The organism is Acinetobacter sp. A3 (genome assembly GCF_012371415.1).
Taxonomy (GTDB): Bacteria; Pseudomonadota; Gammaproteobacteria; order Pseudomonadales; family Moraxellaceae; genus Acinetobacter.
Map to the genome: position 1 here is coordinate 18,783 of NZ_JAAZQW010000009.1, position 17,297 is coordinate 36,079.

At 42.6% G+C, this 17,297-nt stretch carries 15 protein-coding genes and 2 tRNA genes; 11 read left to right on the forward strand and 6 right to left on the reverse strand.

The window, feature by feature from the left end; all coding sequences use genetic code 11:
• The first annotated feature begins 11 nt into the window (after positions 1-11).
• The 4 genes from rpsD to HHA42_RS04890 all read left to right on the forward strand — a co-directional run bounded on the left by rpsD (position 12) and on the right by HHA42_RS04890 (position 3,738).
• Complete coding sequence (rpsD, locus tag HHA42_RS04875; RefSeq protein WP_004786890.1) at positions 12-638, forward strand: 30S ribosomal protein S4; 627 nt, start codon at positions 12-14, stop codon at positions 636-638.
• Between the two features lie 17 nt (positions 639-655).
• Positions 656-1,663, forward strand: a complete 1,008-nt coding sequence (rpoA, locus tag HHA42_RS04880) for a DNA-directed RNA polymerase subunit alpha (protein WP_168418773.1) — start codon at positions 656-658, stop codon at positions 1,661-1,663.
• Positions 1,664-1,681: 18 nt separating this feature from the next.
• Entirely contained in the window at positions 1,682-2,047 is a 366-nt protein-coding gene (gene rplQ, locus HHA42_RS04885) for a 50S ribosomal protein L17 (protein ID WP_004974746.1), read from the forward strand.
• 200 nt (positions 2,048-2,247) lie between these two features.
• Entirely contained in the window at positions 2,248-3,738 is a 1,491-nt protein-coding gene (locus HHA42_RS04890; protein WP_168525595.1) for an NAD(P)/FAD-dependent oxidoreductase, read from the forward strand.
• A gap of 62 nt (positions 3,739-3,800) precedes the next feature.
• On the opposite strand, the gene HHA42_RS04895 is transcribed toward HHA42_RS04890, so the two are convergent.
• Positions 3,801-4,973, reverse strand: a complete 1,173-nt coding sequence (locus HHA42_RS04895; protein WP_168418771.1) for an acyl-CoA dehydrogenase family protein — start codon at positions 4,971-4,973, stop codon at positions 3,801-3,803.
• A gap of 185 nt (positions 4,974-5,158) precedes the next feature.
• On the opposite strand from HHA42_RS04895, the gene HHA42_RS04900 reads away from it, so the two are divergent.
• The 5 genes from HHA42_RS04900 (at position 5,159) to HHA42_RS04920 (ending at position 10,450) form a co-directional block, all read left to right on the forward strand.
• The gene (locus tag HHA42_RS04900; protein ID WP_168418770.1) at positions 5,159-5,416 is read left to right on the forward strand and encodes a succinate dehydrogenase assembly factor 2; all 258 of its coding nucleotides are present in this window, start codon (positions 5,159-5,161) and stop codon (positions 5,414-5,416) included.
• Positions 5,409-5,843, forward strand: coding sequence for a hypothetical protein (locus HHA42_RS04905; RefSeq protein WP_168418769.1), 435 nt, complete (start codon positions 5,409-5,411; stop codon positions 5,841-5,843). The genes HHA42_RS04900 and HHA42_RS04905 overlap by 8 nt, the downstream gene beginning before the upstream one ends.
• Before the next feature lie 445 nt (positions 5,844-6,288).
• Complete coding sequence (locus tag HHA42_RS04910) at positions 6,289-7,341, forward strand: hypothetical protein (protein WP_168418768.1); 1,053 nt, start codon at positions 6,289-6,291, stop codon at positions 7,339-7,341.
• Between the two features lie 104 nt (positions 7,342-7,445).
• Entirely contained in the window at positions 7,446-8,027 is a 582-nt protein-coding gene (gene rrtA / locus HHA42_RS04915) for a rhombosortase (protein WP_168418767.1), read from the forward strand.
• A gap of 215 nt (positions 8,028-8,242) precedes the next feature.
• Positions 8,243-10,450, forward strand: coding sequence for a TRAP transporter large permease subunit (locus HHA42_RS04920; protein ID WP_168418766.1), 2,208 nt, complete (start codon positions 8,243-8,245; stop codon positions 10,448-10,450).
• Between the two features lie 91 nt (positions 10,451-10,541).
• Here HHA42_RS04920 and HHA42_RS04925 read toward each other — a convergent pair whose 3' ends face one another.
• The 5 genes from HHA42_RS04925 to rnr all read right to left on the reverse strand — a co-directional run bounded on the left by HHA42_RS04925 (position 10,542) and on the right by rnr (position 16,854).
• Positions 10,542-11,435, reverse strand: a complete 894-nt coding sequence (locus tag HHA42_RS04925) for a DMT family transporter (protein WP_168418765.1) — start codon at positions 11,433-11,435, stop codon at positions 10,542-10,544.
• Positions 11,436-11,514: 79 nt separating this feature from the next.
• Complete coding sequence (locus HHA42_RS04930; RefSeq protein WP_168418764.1) at positions 11,515-11,928, reverse strand: hypothetical protein; 414 nt, start codon at positions 11,926-11,928, stop codon at positions 11,515-11,517.
• Between the two features lie 18 nt (positions 11,929-11,946).
• Positions 11,947-12,165, reverse strand: a complete 219-nt coding sequence (locus tag HHA42_RS04935; protein WP_168418763.1) for a YheV family putative zinc ribbon protein — start codon at positions 12,163-12,165, stop codon at positions 11,947-11,949.
• A 31-nt stretch (positions 12,166-12,196) separates the two neighbouring features.
• Entirely contained in the window at positions 12,197-14,236 is a 2,040-nt protein-coding gene (locus tag HHA42_RS04940; protein ID WP_168525597.1) for a M3 family metallopeptidase, read from the reverse strand.
• 194 nt (positions 14,237-14,430) lie between these two features.
• Positions 14,431-16,854, reverse strand: a complete 2,424-nt coding sequence (rnr, locus tag HHA42_RS04945) for a ribonuclease R (protein WP_168525599.1) — start codon at positions 16,852-16,854, stop codon at positions 14,431-14,433.
• A 264-nt stretch (positions 16,855-17,118) separates the two neighbouring features.
• Between rnr and HHA42_RS04950 the strand changes: the two genes are divergently transcribed.
• A tRNA-Ser gene (locus tag HHA42_RS04950) sits at positions 17,119-17,208 on the forward strand.
• A gap of 15 nt (positions 17,209-17,223) precedes the next feature.
• Positions 17,224-17,297: transfer RNA gene (locus tag HHA42_RS04955), tRNA-Arg, on the forward strand.

The window sequence follows — 17,297 nt, forward strand, 5'->3', positions numbered from 1 at the left end:
GAGAAACATTCATGGCTCGTTATATTGGTCCAAAATGCAAACTCTCTCGCCGCGAAGGGACAGACCTGCAACTTAAATCTGGCGTTAAACCTTTTGACGTCAAAACTAAAAAACACGCTAAAGCACCTGGCCAACATGGCGGGGCTCGTGGTGGTAAGCAATCTGAGTACTCACTACAATTACGTGAAAAACAAAAAGTACGTCGTATGTACGGTGTTTTAGAGCGTCAATTTAGTAACTACTATAAAGAAGCTGCTCGTGTGAAAGGCGCAACAGGTGAAAACTTGTTGAAATTGCTCGAAAGCCGTCTTGATAACGTTGTTTATCGCATGGGTTTTGGTTCTACACGTGCAGAAGCTCGTCAGCTTGTATCTCACCGTAGCATTACTTTAAATGGTCGTCGTGTTAACATTGCGTCTATCCAAGTTAAAGCTGGTGATGTAATTGCAGTTCACGAAGGTGCAAAACAACAATTACGTATTAAAAACGCAATTGAATTGGCTGCTCAACGTGGTATCCCTTCTTGGATGGAAGTTGACCATTCTAAATTAGAAGGTACGTTCAAAGCTGCACCAGATCGTTCTGATTTACCTGCTGAAATCAACGAAAGCTTGATTGTAGAATTGTATTCTAAATAATCCTTGAGGTAGCAATAATGACGCGTACTGCAAATGAGTTTCTTACTCCGCAAGCGATCAAGGTCGAAGCGGCAAGCGGGACCTCGGCAAAAGTTATTCTAGAACCATTAGAGCGTGGCTTTGGTCATACTCTTGGTAATGCTTTACGTCGCATCCTTCTTTCTTCTTTACCTGGCGCAGCTGTGGTAGAAGTTGAAATTGAAGGTGTCGAGCACGAGTACAGTACTTTGGAAGGCTTGCAGCAGGACATCGTCGAGCTCTTGCTGAACCTGAAAGGATTGTCTATTAAGCTGTTCGATCAAAATGAAGCTTATTTGACATTGGAAAAACAAGGTCCAGGCGATGTAACTGCTGCAGACCTTCGTTTACCACATAATGTTGAAGTGGTTAACCCTGAACACTTGATCGGCACGTTAAGTGCTACAGGCAATTTAAAAATGCGCCTGAAAGTTGCTCAAGGCCGTGGTTATGAAACATCTGACTCACGTTTCCCAGAAGGCGAAACTCGCCCTGTAGGTCGTTTGCAGTTAGATGCTTCTTATAGCCCAATCAAACGTGTGTCTTACATCGTAGAAAATGCGCGTGTAGAACAACGTACTGACCTTGACAAGTTGGTCATTGATCTTGAAACCAACGGAACTGTAGATCCAGAAGAAGTAATCCGCAAAGCGGCAACAATCTTGCAACAACAAATTGCAATTTTTGTTGATCTTCAGAAAGATCAAGCTCCTGTTGCTCAAGAGCCTCGTGAAGAAGTTGATCCAATCTTGCTTCGTCCAGTAGATGATCTAGAGCTTACTGTTCGTTCTGCTAACTGTTTGAAAGCAGAAAATATTTACTACATTGGTGATCTTGTACAGCGTACTGAAGTTGAGCTACTTAAAACGCCTAACTTGGGTAAAAAATCGCTTACAGAGATCAAAGATGTTCTGGCTTCAAAAGGCTTACAGCTCGGCATGCGTTTAGAGAACTGGCCACCAGCTAGTCTCCGTATGGACGATCGTTTCGCCTATCGTAGCCGTTAATTAAGTAGGACTATCACCATGCGTCATCGTAATAGTGGTGTGAAATTAGGCCGTACAAGCAGCCATCGCAAAGCGATGTTCCAAAACTTGGCTAATTCTTTGTTCGAACACGAGTTAATCAAAACGACTGTTCCTAAAGCAAAAGAATTACGTCGTGTTGCTGAGCCTTTAATCACTTTAGCTAAAAACGATACAGTAGCAAACCGTCGTTTGGCGTTTGCTCGTACTCGTTCAGCAGCAACTGTTGGTAAATTATTTACCGTTCTTGGCCCTCGTTACAAAGAACGTAACGGCGGTTATCTACGTGTTCTTAAAGCGGGCTTCCGTGCAGGTGATGCTGCACCGATGGCTTACGTTGAGCTAGTAGATCGCGAAGTTAAATAATTTCGCCAAGAATAACGCACGTTGTTCGAAAAAGACCGGTTTTACCGGTCTTTTTTATGCCTGTAAATTTTTCAAGCATGCTGATTATCTAAAATTGTCCTGAAATGATAAGAATTTAAGCTTCTTTTTTTAAACTTGACATTGTGTATTGTCAAATATGTGTTTTAATAAAAATCATCATTCAAACTGGACAATAAAACATGGATAAGCAGGTTGATATTTTAATTATCGGGGCAGGTATTTCGGGTATTGGTTTGGCTGCACACCTCACGCAACATTGCCCGCAGCGTTCTTTTGAGATTATTGAGCGTCGCCAAAGTTTTGGTGGAACGTGGGACTTATTTCAATATCCTGGTATTCGTTCAGATTCGGATATGTCTACTTTTGGCTATAACTTTAAACCTTGGAAAAAAACCAATGTACTGGCGGATGGCGCATCAATCAAAGGTTATTTGGCTGAAGTTATTCAAGAAAAATCATTAAACAGTAAAATTCATTTTCAGCATCGCGTGTTATCTGCTAACTATGACAGCCAAGCGCGTAAATGGATGTTAAAAATCGAAAATGCAGCCCAGCAGATTGAAACTTGGGTAGCTAATTTTGTACTCGGTTGTACTGGTTATTATAACTATGATCAGGGTTTTCAACCGGAGTTTCCAAATCAAGCAGCGTTTAAAGGCACTTTTATTCATCCGCAGCATTGGCCTGAAAATTTTGATTATCGTGGTAAAAAAGTTCTCATTATTGGCAGTGGAGCAACGGCAATTACTTTAGTACCTGCCATGGTTAAAGGAGGTGCAGCGCATGTAACGATGTTGCAGCGCTCTCCAACCTATATTGCATCTGTGCCTGCTATGGATTTTGTTTACGAGCAGATGCGTAAGGTTTTACCTGAAGATGTTGCTTATAAAATTATACGTGCACGTAACATTGGCATGCAGCGTGCCATTTATGCCTTGGCACAAAAGCAACCAAAATTGCTCCGCACTTTGTTATTAAAGTCGATTCAGATGCAGCTCAAAGGCAAAGTCGACATGAAACATTTCACGCCGCATTATAATCCGTGGGATCAACGCTTATGTGTCGTGCCTGATGGAGATTTATTTACCATTTTACGTGAAGGCCATGCATCAATTGAAACGGATCATATCGTGCAATTTACCGAAACAGGGGTGCAATTAAAATCAGGTAAGCATTTAGACGCAGATATTATTGTGTCTGCAACAGGCTTGAACATTCAGATTCTAGGGGGCATACAAGCCACAATTGACGGTCAGCCAATGGATACCTCGAAGCACATGCTTTATCAGGGCGTAATGGTGAGTGATGTACCGAATATGGCGTTAATTATTGGTTATATCAATGCGTCTTGGACTTTAAAAGTTGATGTTGCCGCGGATTATATCTGTCGTTTATTCAACTATATGGATCAACAAGGCTATGATGAGGTCATCCCACAAGGTGATCAAACTGAGTTGTTGGAAGATACGGTGTTGGGCAGTTTAAGTTCAGGCTACATTGCCCGGGCTGCCGATGTGATGCCGAAACAAGGCAAACATGCACCATGGCGTGTGACCAATAACTATTTGAAAGATCGTAAAACATTGAAACAAGCCAGTTTTGAAGATGGTATTTTAAAATTCAAAAAACAGGCACCAGTGCAGCAGCGTAAGCCGAAATTAGTGTCTTAAAACTTATGGTGCAAGTGTATGCAAGATACGCTTGCACCAAATTCTCTGCATGGATCGATGCTCTATAAAGAACGTGCAATCAACTCCTTCATAATTTCATTGCTGCCTGCATAAATACGATTGGCACGATTGTCTAAATAGGCACGTGCAATTGGATATTCCAGCATATAGCCATAACCACCATGTAGTTGTAAGCATTCATCGACCACTTTGGAATACAGTTCTGAAACTTTGTATTTTGCCGCTGCAGCCGCTTCTACGCTGAGTTGATTATTCAGTTGCAGTTGCATGCAGCCATCGACAAAAGTACGGCAGAAATCGATTTCTGTACGCAGCTCTGCTAGTTTAAAACGCGTATTTTGAAAACTTTTCAAGCTTTTACCAAAGGCATGTCGTTGTTGGGTATATTGCAAAGTGTGTGCAAAGGCAGCTTCTGCGCCAGCTTGGCACAGAATAGCGACGATCAAACGTTCCCAAGCCAGTTCTTGCATGAGTAGCATAAACCCTGCGCCTTCAGTGCCGAGTAAATTCGCTCGTGGTACGCGAACATTGTCAAAAAACAGCTCACAAGTGTCTTGGCCTTTCATTCCAATTTTATTCAGTGGTTTGCCTTTGCTAAAACCGACTCGATCTGCTTCGACCATAATTAAAGATAAATTTGCCGAGCCTTTATCGGTATTGCCTGTTTTACAAACTACGATAGCCATATCGCACAAATAGCCATTGGTAATAAAAATTTTAGAACCGTTAATCACATAGTCATCACCATCTATTACTGCAGTTGTACGCACTGCTTGTAAGTCCGAACCTGTGCCTGGTTCGGTCATGGCAATGGCGGTAATGACTTCACCCGTGGCCATTCGTGCTAACCAATGCTGTTTTTGCGCGTCAGTCCCAAAGTTGTTGATGTAATTTGCAACAATATCTGAGTGCAGTGAAAATCCTGTAGCACTGTCACCTGCATAGGCTTGTTCTTCAAGTAGAATCATGCTGTATAAACGGTTTACCGCTGAACCTCCATACTGTTCAGGCATGGTGCTGCACAGTAAACCCAATGCACCTGCTTTTTGCCAAAGTTCACGGTCTACATGCTGTTGTGCTTCAAATCTTTCTGTATGCGGAATCACCTCCTGCAGATAAAATTTGCGCACTAAATCACGAAAACTTTCATGTTCAGCATTAAATAAAGTTCGTGGCAACATATTTTGAATGGGACGAATTGCAGCAGATTGCATAGGGTCATCTTCCTGATGGTGTTGTTTTAAATTCACCTTAGAAGAGTTACTTAAGCTGAACAAGGTGCAGAATGCTTAATTCAGCAGACAGAATGATGCTTTTGGTCAATGCTGCACAAAAGTCATCGAAACTTTAAAAGGGGTCGGTTAAACTAGCTGGAGTTTAATTTGAATGGGGAATAACCATGAGTGAAGACATCAGCTTAGAAGAACGTAAAGTCATTTACCGCGCCCGTCGTGGTTTAAAGGAAATTGATGTCTACTTTGACCCGTATGTAAAAAATCATTATCTAAATGCCAGCGCAGAAGAAAAACAAATGTTTGCCGATTTGGTTGCACAGGAAGACCCAGACTTACTGGACTGGTTTATGGAAGTAGCTGAGCCGCCACGCCCTGAGTTAAAAGACTTTATTCAAAAACTCAAAAATTATGTACATGGCTAAACAGCAAATTCAGCTGAAACGCAGTCGTTTGGCTTTGCTGTTTCAGCTGATGGTTGGAAGTGTGATTGTGCTGCTTTTGGCACAGGTTTTAGCAACATGGCTATGGCTTTGTTGTTGTCTAATTTTAGGCGGAGCCTATTTCAAATTTTTAAAGAGCAATCGCATCCTGAGTTTAGATCAGTTAGATGAACATGAATGGTCGATTGCCTATTTTGCTCCGCAGGCAGCATCACAGCATATAAAAACACTAAGAAAAACGACACCGCAGCAAACAGAAATTCGTCGCGTACAGTTGCGGCAAGTCGTTGATCATCAAATTTATATTGTGCTGTATTTTCAGAAGGCATTAAAACCTGCTGTGATTTGGTGTGATCAAGTTTCTACTGCCGAATGGAAAGCACTTAAAGTATTGGCGAAAATGCTCTAGTTTTCGGACATTTGTATATTTTTAATAAAATAAAAAAACATAATTATCATAAAGATAAAAAAATCACTCACTTTTTGTGCTCTAATCAGTCATTTTAAATTGGCAAAAAAGATTAACCTTATCCCTATTTTTGGTTATATTGATTCCAGACAAGTGTAGAGCAATACATTGCAGAGCAATGAAATGATTGGATTGTAATTTGTTGAAAGATTTTTTATTTATACCGCGTAAGCGGGTACCAGTTAATAAGTAGCATGTGCTGAACCGTCGCAATGCTACTTTTTTTTGCCTAAATTTTGTCGGATGACAGATTACAGTCAATTTTCAAGACTGAAAAACATGGCAAAGTTATCTATCTGAAGCTGAAGCAAGATGCTTTTATTCAGATATTGCTTCTGCTATGTTTGTTGCAATGGACATAAACACAATTATAGAGGACAGGAAAATGTCGCAAGTCCAAAAAATAGGCCAGGGTGTGGCCGTATTCGCAATCACAAGTTTATTATTATCAGGTTGTTCACAAGTGGTTAAAACGGGAGCGAATGTCGCGCTTGGTTTTACTGAAAAGCATATTGTGCCGCCAATTTTGGCCATGGAAGATGCTGAAATGGTGTGTAATTCTGGTAACTCACTTACACCAGCCATTATGGCCACCAAAGACATGGGTGCAGACCCGACACGTGTTGCAGTATTGATGTACTCGGCTGCAGGAATTTGTGCTGAAGAAAAAGCCTTGGATGCAGAGCTGCGCTATTTACGTGCGGCCAAAGCAGGGCAGGTGTCAGAGGCACAAGATGCGCGTATTCAGCAAAAACGCTGGGCAGCATTGGCAGCACAACGCCAATATACGGGTTATCAACTGTTTCAGCATCGTTGGGAAAAGAAATATAGAAAAGCCTTAGGAGAAGGCTGCCCTAAAATGAACGGCGATATTGAACAAACCGTATATATGCTGGGCATGCTCAGTGGTTTACAAGCCATGACCAATGATATTAATTCAGGCGGTGCTGTGCATGTACCTAAAGATATTGCAGCAATTGTTGAACGTGGAATGACCTGTTTAAACAATGAAAAATTCTGGGGTGCACCTGAAGCCACCCGTGCAGTAATTTGGACCTTATTGCCAGGTGCAGGAGATGGTAAACCTGATCCGTATCAAACCTTAAAACAATCCATGCAAATTGGCGAAGCCAAAGGTGTACGTTTATCTCATGCTTTGTATGCAGTTGCAGCGCAAGCCAGTGGTGAAGATGCCAAAATTCGGGATGCTTTAAAATCTTTTGCTAATGCTCGCAGTGACGAAAAACCTGTCAATCCACAATTTAAACTGATTGATGCCATGGCCGGAAGCATGGTACAAGGAATTTCTGACCGTTATTGGACAGAAAATACAGGGATCCGTGGCAATGATGATGCAATGAAGCGCTTCTGGGATGAACAGGACAACTCATCAGAATTAGATGATTTGTTTAATGAGGATACCGCAGCACAACTGTAAACTGTAAGCAACTTTGCCCAATCTGAATTGTTGTTGTATTCACATTGGGCAAGCATTGTTGAATATCAGGACATAATAAGAATAACTGGAGGGCAAAGTTACCTATGCAATATTCATCTCAATTTCTCAATCGAAAAATTGTGTTTATTGCGGCATGTATGTCAATTTCTGCATGCTTACAGGTCTTTGCAGAGCATTTTATTTACTGGTCTAGCCATTTGCTGGATGAGTTCTGGCGTTTATGGACAGGGCATTGGGTACATGTCGGTTGGATACATTACTTACTCAACATGATTGCTTTTGCCTGTTTACCTTTTATTTTTCCACATGCCAAAGTCTGGCACTTTGCCGCACTGCTCTTGGTGTTACCCCCTGCAATCAGTTTGAGTTTTTATTATTTTCTTGCCGATATTGATGCCTATGCAGGCCTGTCTGGTGTGCTGCATGGTGCTTATGTGGCCGTAGCTTGTGTTCATTTACTCTATAAAAAAGAACGTAGTTTTGCCACTTTGGTATTGACGCTGATTTTACTAAAACTATTCTGGGAAAATACCATGGGCAGTTTGGGTACAGCTGAACTCATTGGTAGCCCTGTTTTAGTTGAAGCGCATTTACTGGGGGTGATTTGGGGGGTATTTTTTGCATTGGGCTATATTATTTGGGCCTATTGCATCGACCCTAAATAAAGCATATTCCAATACAACGATAGCAACCGAACCGTATGACAGTTGACCATTTTAACGAAAAAGAAAATCTATATTGTCATTTTAATGATCATTACTTTGATGCACATTTAAACAGAATATAAAAAACCCAATAGAAGATGGATTTTTCTATTGATGAAAAACCGACAGAGATTCGAGCGATTTGGTTTCTGCGCAAAATAAAAACAGGACAATATATGCACAATAACGGACAACGCAGGTCTGGCTTGGCTTTGCTCAGACATATATGGACAGAATGGATTTCTACATTCGTTATTTTGATCTTACTGTTACTTACCTTGATTATTGGCACCGGTGAAATGGTACATGGTCAGTTGTTGCGTATGGGCGAGCGCTTATATGGCGACCCTGCAACAGGCATGCAATATTCATTTTTACGCGCTGAACCGACAGCGCCCGATTGTGAGCGCAACCCCGATGTAGATGCACAGGTGAAGGCACAAATGCAGGCCAATGCTGCCGATGAGTTTGCCGATATTTTTGGGACAGCTTCAGAGTCCGATGTGCGTTCTTCTATTTTGGCGGCTAAACAAATTTGTGAAGAAAAATATCAATTTCACGATCAAGCGATTCAGCACATTCAAGCGCATCCAAGCTTAGCGCTCTACCGTACGGTAGAAACCTCATTTTTTGGCATCTTTAAATTTGGTACTGAAAATCGCGCTATTTTGTTGGTGTTGATGGTGGTGTTTGCGGCAATTAGTGCCACTTTAAAAACCCACCATATTGGTTTACGTGGGCCTGCCACGAAAATTGATTTTAAGGTGTATTCGACCTTAATGCTGGTGGCAAATGGTTTCTTGACCGCATCAAGTATTAGCCAATATCGTTCTGTGCTGAATTCGGGCGTACCGATGAGCAGCGAGATGCAGATTATTTACTGGCTGTGGATGATCTTGTTTACAACGCTCACCTTGATCAGCCTATTTCAGTTGTTCAAACCACCTGCACCGACACGTGAGGGCGGCAGTTTAGGGTTGGCTTTCCTGAGTGTACCTTTGTACGCGTATATGGCGATTAGTACAGGCTTTTCCTTCACCTTCCTGATGGATTATCCGATGGGGCAAGGGATTTACTTGGGGCAGTTGGTTGAATTCTCCAGTATCTTCCTCAATTTGGCGCTGTTTATTTGGGCGGGGATGTTGCTGAAACAAACTCGAATTGTCGACTTGTTCTTGAATATTTTGCGTCCATGGCATCTTGCCCCAGAAACCCTTACATGGTTGATTTTGATTGCAGCAGCCTTACCAACAGCCTATACAGGTGCATCGGGTATTTTTGTAATTGCTGCAGGTGCGATTATTTATAAAGAGGTTTGGAATGCAGGTGGACGTCGTCAGTTTGCATTGGCTGCCACAGCGATGTCTGGTTCAATGGGTGTGGTTTTACGTCCATGTCTCTTGATTGTGGTCGTGGCATCGCTCAATAAAGAAGTTACAACGGACTTGCTGTATCACTATGGCTTGTATGTCTTCTTATTGACCTCAACTTTATTCTTGATCATTTCGCTGTTCTTTGCCGAGAGTAAATTCCGTATTGCTGCGCCAAGTGTTGCTGCACCTCTGTCATTCCGTGCTTTAGGCCCAGTCTTGCCGTATATCATCATTTTTGTGTTGATTTGGGCTTTCTATAAATATGCTCTCGACACCAATATGAATGAATTTACAGCACCTGTGATGATGCCTGTGATTCTTTTGATGATGGTGTTGTTTGATAAATTACGCCACGAACCTGCACCGATTCCACCAATGGGGCAGTGGGATCAGACCTTAGATACGCAGCCCGCAGCATCACAGACTGAAAATTCTGCGGAGCGCTCATTACTGACTGCTCCAGACTCACCATTGCGTCAATATGGATTCTTTAAAGCATTACATCTATCTACCAGTGAAACGGTGGGACACATTGGTGCTTTGGTGATTCTGATGGCGCTGTCGGTGAGCGTAGGGGGCTATTTAGAACGCATTGAAATTATGGATGCTTTCCCAACTGATATTAGCAGCATCTTCATTGTGATTAGTTTGATTGTTGCCCTGATGATTTTTGTGGGAATGATCATGGATCCGTTTGGTGCGGTGATTCTGATTTCTGCAACGGTTGCCCCTGTAGCTTATCAATATGGTATTCATCCTGTGCATTTCTGGATGATTACTCTGATTGGCTTCGAGCTAGGCTATGTCACACCACCTGTGGCACTGAACCATTTATTGGCACGTCAGTCCATTGGCGATGAAGAAGTTGCAGCAGCAGATGCAGAAGTCAGACATAAATCCTTCTACTATCGCTTTGAACGCTGGATTTTACCTGTGATTGTGATGCTGCCAGCTATGCTTATCATTGCCTATGTGCCTTATATGTTTAAGTTATTCGGTTGGTATGAGTAAGCTTTTGATAAGCCTTATATAATTAATAAAATCTTAAATACCCTGTCCTTGTGACAGGGTATTTTGTATCCGAATGATCTGATTGATAAACTTAATGGTCTGAAGGGTGGTGATGCCAGCGTTTTTGTAGCAATGGACTGCATAACACGATGGCAGTCAGAATTAGAGCAAAACCAATTAAGCTAAACACATCAGGCGTTTCTTGCCAAAAACTGAAGCCCCAAATTCCTGCAAAAATAATCGCAATATAATTTACGGGGCCAATTTGGCCAGCAGGGGCAAGACGATAGGCATTTGACATAAAAATCTGACTGATATTGGCCAAGAGTCCTGCACCAATTAAAAAACTCAGTTCAGTCCAAGTATAGGGACGCCATGACCAAAACATAGGAATGACCGAAATGAGCGTACCAATCAGGCAAAAGTAAAACACAATCCGTTCAGGTGGTTCGGTTTGTGTCAGAGCACGTACTGTGACAAATGCCATTGCTGCTAAAAAACTGGCACTGAGACCAATGGCAGACATACTGTTAAACATACCTGCATCGGGTTTGGCCACAAACAACACGCCAAATAGACCGATACATGCAGCCAAAAGCATCGACTTGGTGATTTTTTCTTTAAGGAACAGCCATGCAATCAGCGGAATAAAGATTGGTGAGGAGTAAGTAAAAACCATTGCATTGGACAGTTTTAAATTGGCAATGGCATAGAAAAAGCCATACATGGCGGTAAGACCGACCACAGAACGCCAAGTATGCATCCACAATTTTTGTGTTTTAAAAAAGCTCAAGCCTTTGTTAAAAAGTAGCGGGATAAAAATAAAGATGCCGATAAAATTGCGGAAAAAGACCACAGTGGCGTTATCTACCGTTTCTGAGGCATAACGCACGCAGACACCCATCAATGAAAAAAGAAAAGCCGAGCAGGTCAACAGCATGATTGCTTTGAGCAAATTCTGTTGGGCAGAACTGGGAGATGTCATACAAATAAAGCCAGAATAACCTAGGGCTATTCTAGCTTAAATTGACGACGTACAGACGAGATATTGCACAGCAAGGCTGTTATTGCGCTAGCTGTGCCTCCAAAATTTTAATTTGTTCTTCTTTGAGTTTAATCAACTCATCGGCATCGGCATGCTGCTGTTTTAACAAGCTGCTCTGATCATTCAATTGGTTTCGAATGTCATCCAATTTAGCCACTTCTTCTTTTGCAAGAGCAGCATTTTCAGGAACAGGCGCTTTAAGTAAATCTTCAGTGACCAACTGTTTTGGTGCTGCTTCTGCATCTTGCAACGAAGTTGCTTCGGGTGGTGCAGATTTAGCCGCAGGAGCCGTTACTGGTGGTGTGGCTTGCATGTCTGTGTCATTGTCTGCGCTGCCCATCCATTGAAAGATAAACACGGCAATAATGACAACAATTAAGCTCCCCGTAATCGCCCACAGGAATTTAGGGTTATGTCGTTGATCTTCAGTCATGCGTTGAACCTTATTGTTTTATTTTGACTGACGAGGCTTAAACTGGATCACCCCAACTTCATCTGAAATCTCAGGGATTTCAGGTTCATCAATATGTGTTGGACGGTTTTCCGTATAATCACATTCGATGCATTCGATCCATTCAGCTTCGCCAGCGGTGAGCATGACAACCCGATCCATCGCCTGACATTTTGGACATTTTGCGCCTGCAATGAAACGACGTTTAATGGTCATCATGACTCCCCTAACTTCATCTAAAGTTCTTAGTTTAAGCGTTTTTCACCGTGTTCGTCCAACCTTGATGACGTAATAGTGCGTCTATTTTTGGCTCGCGTCCGCGGAAATTGATAAATGCATCAAGTGCTGAATCTTTTCCGCCAACTGCTAGAATAAACTGTCTAAACTGCTTACCCGTTTCGGTATTAAACAGTCCTTCATTTTCAAAACGATCAAAGGCATCACTGGCCAAAACCTCTGCCCATTTGTACGAATAATAACCTGCTGCATAGCCGCCTGCGAAAATATGGCTAAAGCTGTGCTGGAAACGGTTATAGCTTGTGGTCGGCACAACGGCATAATTCTGGCGAATGTCATTTAGGGTGGCTTGAATCTGTTCAGCGGTTAATGCAGGGTTGCTGCGGTGAATACTTAAGTCAAATAGGGCAAATTCAATTTGACGTAGGCTTTGCATACCTGATTGGAAGAAACGTGCATCTAACAGCGCTTTGAGCAAGTGTTCAGGTAGTGTCGCTTGCGTATCAATGTGCGCACTCAGCATATCTAAACTGTCCTGATCCCAAGTCCAGAATTCCATGAACTGACTTGGTAATTCCACTGCATCCCATGCCACGCCATGTGTGCCTGCTACAGAAATATTATCCACTTCAGTCAGCATGTGGTGTAAACCATGACCAAACTCATGGAACAGAGTAATTACTTCATCATGGGTGAGTAGGGCAGGTTGGTCTGCCACAGGTGGGGTAAAGTTACACACCATATAGCAAATCGGTTTTTGTAAATTTTGAGAGAGTTGCATGCGTGAGCGGAAACCACTCATCCATGCGCCGCCACGTTTGCCTGTACGCGCATACAGGTCAAAGTAAAAACCACCAATCACTTGCCCTTGATCTTCAAGCTCAAAATAGCGTGCATCCGGGTGCCAAACAGGGGCAGCACGCTCAATAATATCAACATCGTATAAACGCTTTACGATGTTAAACAAGCCATCTACCACTCTAGGGGCAGGGAAATACGGTTTTAGCATCTCCTGCGAAAGGTTAAATTGTTGCAGTTTTAATTTTTCTGAATAGTAGCCTGTATCCCATGGTTGCAGGGTATCAATGCCGTCTTTGGCAGCAATGGCTTTAAGTTCTGCAATTTCCTTTTCTGCAGGTGCTCGTGCATGTTCTGCTAGTTCACGCAAGAACTGATCGACTGCTTCGACACTTGGTGCCATTTTGCTGGCAAGGGATAATTCTGCGTAATTGTTAAAACCGAGCAGCTGAGCCATTTCTTGGCGCAAATTCAGGATTTCTTGCATGATTGGTGTATTGTCAAATTCAGACTGGTCTGATTGATCGGATGCTCGTGTGGTGTAAGCTTGATATAGAGTTTCACGTAAAGCACGGTCATCTGCATAGGTCATAATGGCTAAATATGCAGGAATATCCAGTGTGGCTACAGCTTGTTCCAACTCACGTTGCTGACCATATTGTTTCAGTAACTCAATGCTACTTTGTGGCAAACCTTTGAGTTCATCTTCCGATAAAACTTTGTAATAGGCTTGTGTGGCATCAAGCACGTGATTGGAAAAGTCAGAGGACAGTTGCGATAAACGTGCAGAAATTTCGGCATAGCGTTTTTTGGCTTCACCTTCTAAGGCGACACCTGAAAGCTTAAAGTCACGTAAAGCCAGTTGAATTGCACTTTGTTGTGCGGCAGGTAAATCTTTAAATGTGTTGGCATCGTGGATATGTTGATAAGTTTGGTACAACACCGTGTGTTGACCAAGCTGTGTGTAGTAGTCACTTAAACTCGGTAATAGCGCCTGATACACTTCACGGGTTTCAGGGTTATTCATGACGGCATTTAAATGTGACAGTACACCCCATGCCTCACTCATATTATTTTCGAGCTGGTCAATCTGTTCCAAAATCTGCAGTTGCGCCGTGGTATTGTCAGGTACAGCCGTAAGCGTATTTAAAAACTGCTGCCCTTGCTGAATGGCGTGTTCAATTTTTTGTTTTAAATCTGCCAGTGTAATTTGATCAAATTGTGGAACAGGTAAGGTTGCTTGCTGTAATTTCATATTTTAAATGCCATATTCATTTCGTTCATTATTTATAGATGTAGGGCTTTTGAGGGCTGAAATCAAGGTGTGCACACAGATTTAGCCGCTTAGACTGATGAATCAGGCACAATAATGTAGTTAAGCTGTTCTGAACCGCTGAAAAAACAAAAAGAGCCGTAGCTCTTTTTGAAGTTTCAAGAAAACAGTACACGCTAATCTAATTTAGACTTGGCATTGGCTTTTTTCTTTTTGACTTTGGTCTTTTTCTTCACTTTGTCTTTAGGCTTGCTTTCAGACTTGGCCGAAGATTTTTTACTGTATGAGCTAGGTTTGCTCTTGGCTTTTTTCTTTGGTACAGGTTGTTCACCGTTTTCACTTAAAGTCGCTTTGCTTGGACGTTCAGAAAAGACTTGTTCAGTGGCTTCACGGCTGATTGGCTTTGCTACACGTGGTGCACGCATACGAACTGCACGGCCTGCATGGGTAAGCTGCTGCATCAATTCAAAATCAATTTTACGGTCTTCTAAATTGACTGCTGCGACTTTAATTTTGACTTCATCGCCCAAGCTAAAGCTTTGACCTCGTGCTTGTCCAATCAGACTTTGGCTGGCTTGGTCAAAGACAAAGAAGTCATCGCCCAATTGGCTAACGTGAATCATGCCATCTACATAAAGGTCTTTAAGCGTTACAAACAGACCAAACTCAGCTACTGCAGAAATGACTCCTACAAACTCTTCACCTAAATGCTGCTGCATATAGTGACATTTTAGCCATGTGGTGACTGAGCGTGAGGCTTCGTCGGCACGACGTTCGGTTGCAGAATAGTGTTCGCCTGCATCATCTAAAGCTGCACCAGACAGTGGAGATGGCTTTTGTTTTAAATGCGCTTTAATGGCACGGTGTAATAACAGGTCAGGGTAGCGGCGAATTGGCGAGGTGAAATGCGTGTAGGCATCATAAGCCAAGCCATAGTGTCCTGCATTATTGGCACCATAATAGGCCTGCATCATGGAGCGTAATAACACTGCATGAATACTAGGGGCATCAATACGGTCTTTGGTGGCTTCAATCACAGCTTGATAGTCAGCTTGCGTTGGCTGTTCTGGGAAATGCAAGCCAAGCAGTTTGACAAAATCACGAACTTTTTGAATACGTGAAAACTCTGGTGGTTCATGCACGCGGTACAGCATTGGCACATCGTGTTTTAGTGCATATTCTGCTGCTGCGACGTTGGCTAGCAACATACATTCTTCAATCAGTTTATGTGCATCGTTACGGGTGCGTGGCAAAATTTCGTTAATTCCACCCAACTCATCAAAGGTCATGTAGGTTTCAACGGTTTCAAATTCCATGGCATGACGTTCAGCACGTAAACCTTTCAGCACCTGATACAACTGGAACAGGGTATTCAGTGATTTACGTACTTCACGATCTTCTGGAATGGCAGCACTGTCACCCTCAAAATATTGAGCCACTTGGGTATAGGTTAAACGTGCTTTGGAATGCATGACCGATGGATAAAACTCAAACCCTGTAACACGACCTGCACGTGACAGTTTTAAGTCACAGACCATACATAAACGGTCTACATGCGGGTTCAGAGAGCATAAACCATTAGAAAGTGCTTCAGGCAGCATTGGCAATACAAAGTGTGGGAAATACACCGAAGTACCACGTTCCTGCGCTTCATCATCTAGCGGTTTGCCAGGACGTACATAATGGCTGACATCGGCAATGGCAACCACGACACGGTAACCCCCGCCTGGGCGTTTTTCGGCATAGACAGCATCGTCAAAGTCACGCGCATCTTCACCATCAATGGTAACTAGGGCTAAATCACGTAAGTCGATGCGACCTTCACGGTCTTGCGCCGTAGGTTCTTGAAAACTTTCAGCTTCCTGAATCACGGCTTCAGGAAATTCATACGGTAGACCAAATTCCAAAATGGTTTGTGGAATAATAATTTCGGTATCTGCTTTATCTGCCATGGACTGAACAATATGACCAGTCGCAAACTCTTCACGAGTTGGATAGTCGTCAATTGCAATGCGTACAGAGTCGCCCAGTTTGACTTGGGCATGTTCAATCAGTTCTTTTTCTAAGGTAATGGGTTGATGGCTATTCGGCTGGGCAGGCTGAATAAAATATTCACCATCGTATTCTGACAATTTACCAATGATTTGTTTGACGCGACGCTGGGTGACTTCAGTAATAAAGCCCCATGCTTTGCCTTTACGATCCACTGAAGTCTGGCGGACTTTAACCTGATCGCCATTAAACACTAAACGCAGTTCACGTTCAGGCAGCAAAATATCATCATGGCCTGAAATATTGGCAGAGCCTAAACCTTTACTGTTGATGTAAACCGTGGCGTCATGGGTCGGTTGTTCTGCAGCCAGCTGGAACTTAAATCCATCTTTCATGAGCTGACCATCACGCACCATGGCAATTAAACGATGGCTTAACGCATCAATACTTTTTTGATCTGCAATGGCAAAATGCTCGACCAAGTCTGCATGTGACTGTGCCGCTTGCAGTGTTTCAATGGTTTCTAAGATTAAGGTACGGCTTGGAATAGGATTTTCGTAACGTTCGGCTTCAGCTTTCGCTTCAGGATCGACCCAATTTTTCATCATGTAATAAACTTCATGTCAGAAGATAGGTTTAGCATAAGTCATGTACGTGAAGACTGCACGTAAATGATTGCAATAATGTGTTTTCTGTCGTTATTTTACGATGTTTCAGATTTTTATGTATGCAATGTCAAAAGATCACGCTGAATTATTGCATTGAAGCATGAAAATTGTTTAAAAAATATTTAATTGAGCAAAAATATGCAAAAATTGTGGTGTCTAAGCTTGCAGTACTAGCACTTAATTTGTATTATGGCGGCACGTTACGGTGAGATGGGTGAGTGGCTGAAACCACGTCCCTGCTAAGGACGCATACGGGCAACTGTATCGAGGGTTCGAATCCCTCTCTCACCGCCACGCTTTACTTATGTCGCGCTCATAGCTCAGCTGGATAGAGCACTTGGCTACGAACTAAGGGGTCGGGAGTTCGAATCTCTCTGAGCGCA

Coding starts and splice junctions, on each gene's coding strand:
- rpsD (WP_004786890.1), top strand. CDS start 12: ATGGCTCGTTATATTGGTCCAAAATGCAAACTCTCTCGCCGCGAAGGG.
- rpoA (WP_168418773.1), top strand. CDS start 656: ATGACGCGTACTGCAAATGAGTTTCTTACTCCGCAAGCGATCAAGGTC.
- rplQ (WP_004974746.1), top strand. CDS start 1,682: ATGCGTCATCGTAATAGTGGTGTGAAATTAGGCCGTACAAGCAGCCAT.
- HHA42_RS04890 (WP_168525595.1), top strand. CDS start 2,248: ATGGATAAGCAGGTTGATATTTTAATTATCGGGGCAGGTATTTCGGGT.
- HHA42_RS04895 (WP_168418771.1), bottom strand. CDS start 4,973: ATGCAATCTGCTGCAATTCGTCCCATTCAAAATATGTTGCCACGAACT.
- HHA42_RS04900 (WP_168418770.1), top strand. CDS start 5,159: ATGAGTGAAGACATCAGCTTAGAAGAACGTAAAGTCATTTACCGCGCC.
- HHA42_RS04905 (WP_168418769.1), top strand. CDS start 5,409: ATGGCTAAACAGCAAATTCAGCTGAAACGCAGTCGTTTGGCTTTGCTG.
- HHA42_RS04910 (WP_168418768.1), top strand. CDS start 6,289: ATGTCGCAAGTCCAAAAAATAGGCCAGGGTGTGGCCGTATTCGCAATC.
- rrtA (WP_168418767.1), top strand. CDS start 7,446: ATGCAATATTCATCTCAATTTCTCAATCGAAAAATTGTGTTTATTGCG.
- HHA42_RS04920 (WP_168418766.1), top strand. CDS start 8,243: ATGCACAATAACGGACAACGCAGGTCTGGCTTGGCTTTGCTCAGACAT.
- HHA42_RS04925 (WP_168418765.1), bottom strand. CDS start 11,435: ATGACATCTCCCAGTTCTGCCCAACAGAATTTGCTCAAAGCAATCATG.
- HHA42_RS04930 (WP_168418764.1), bottom strand. CDS start 11,928: ATGACTGAAGATCAACGACATAACCCTAAATTCCTGTGGGCGATTACG.
- HHA42_RS04935 (WP_168418763.1), bottom strand. CDS start 12,165: ATGATGACCATTAAACGTCGTTTCATTGCAGGCGCAAAATGTCCAAAA.
- HHA42_RS04940 (WP_168525597.1), bottom strand. CDS start 14,236: ATGAAATTACAGCAAGCAACCTTACCTGTTCCACAATTTGATCAAATT.
- rnr (WP_168525599.1), bottom strand. CDS start 16,854: ATGATGAAAAATTGGGTCGATCCTGAAGCGAAAGCTGAAGCCGAACGT.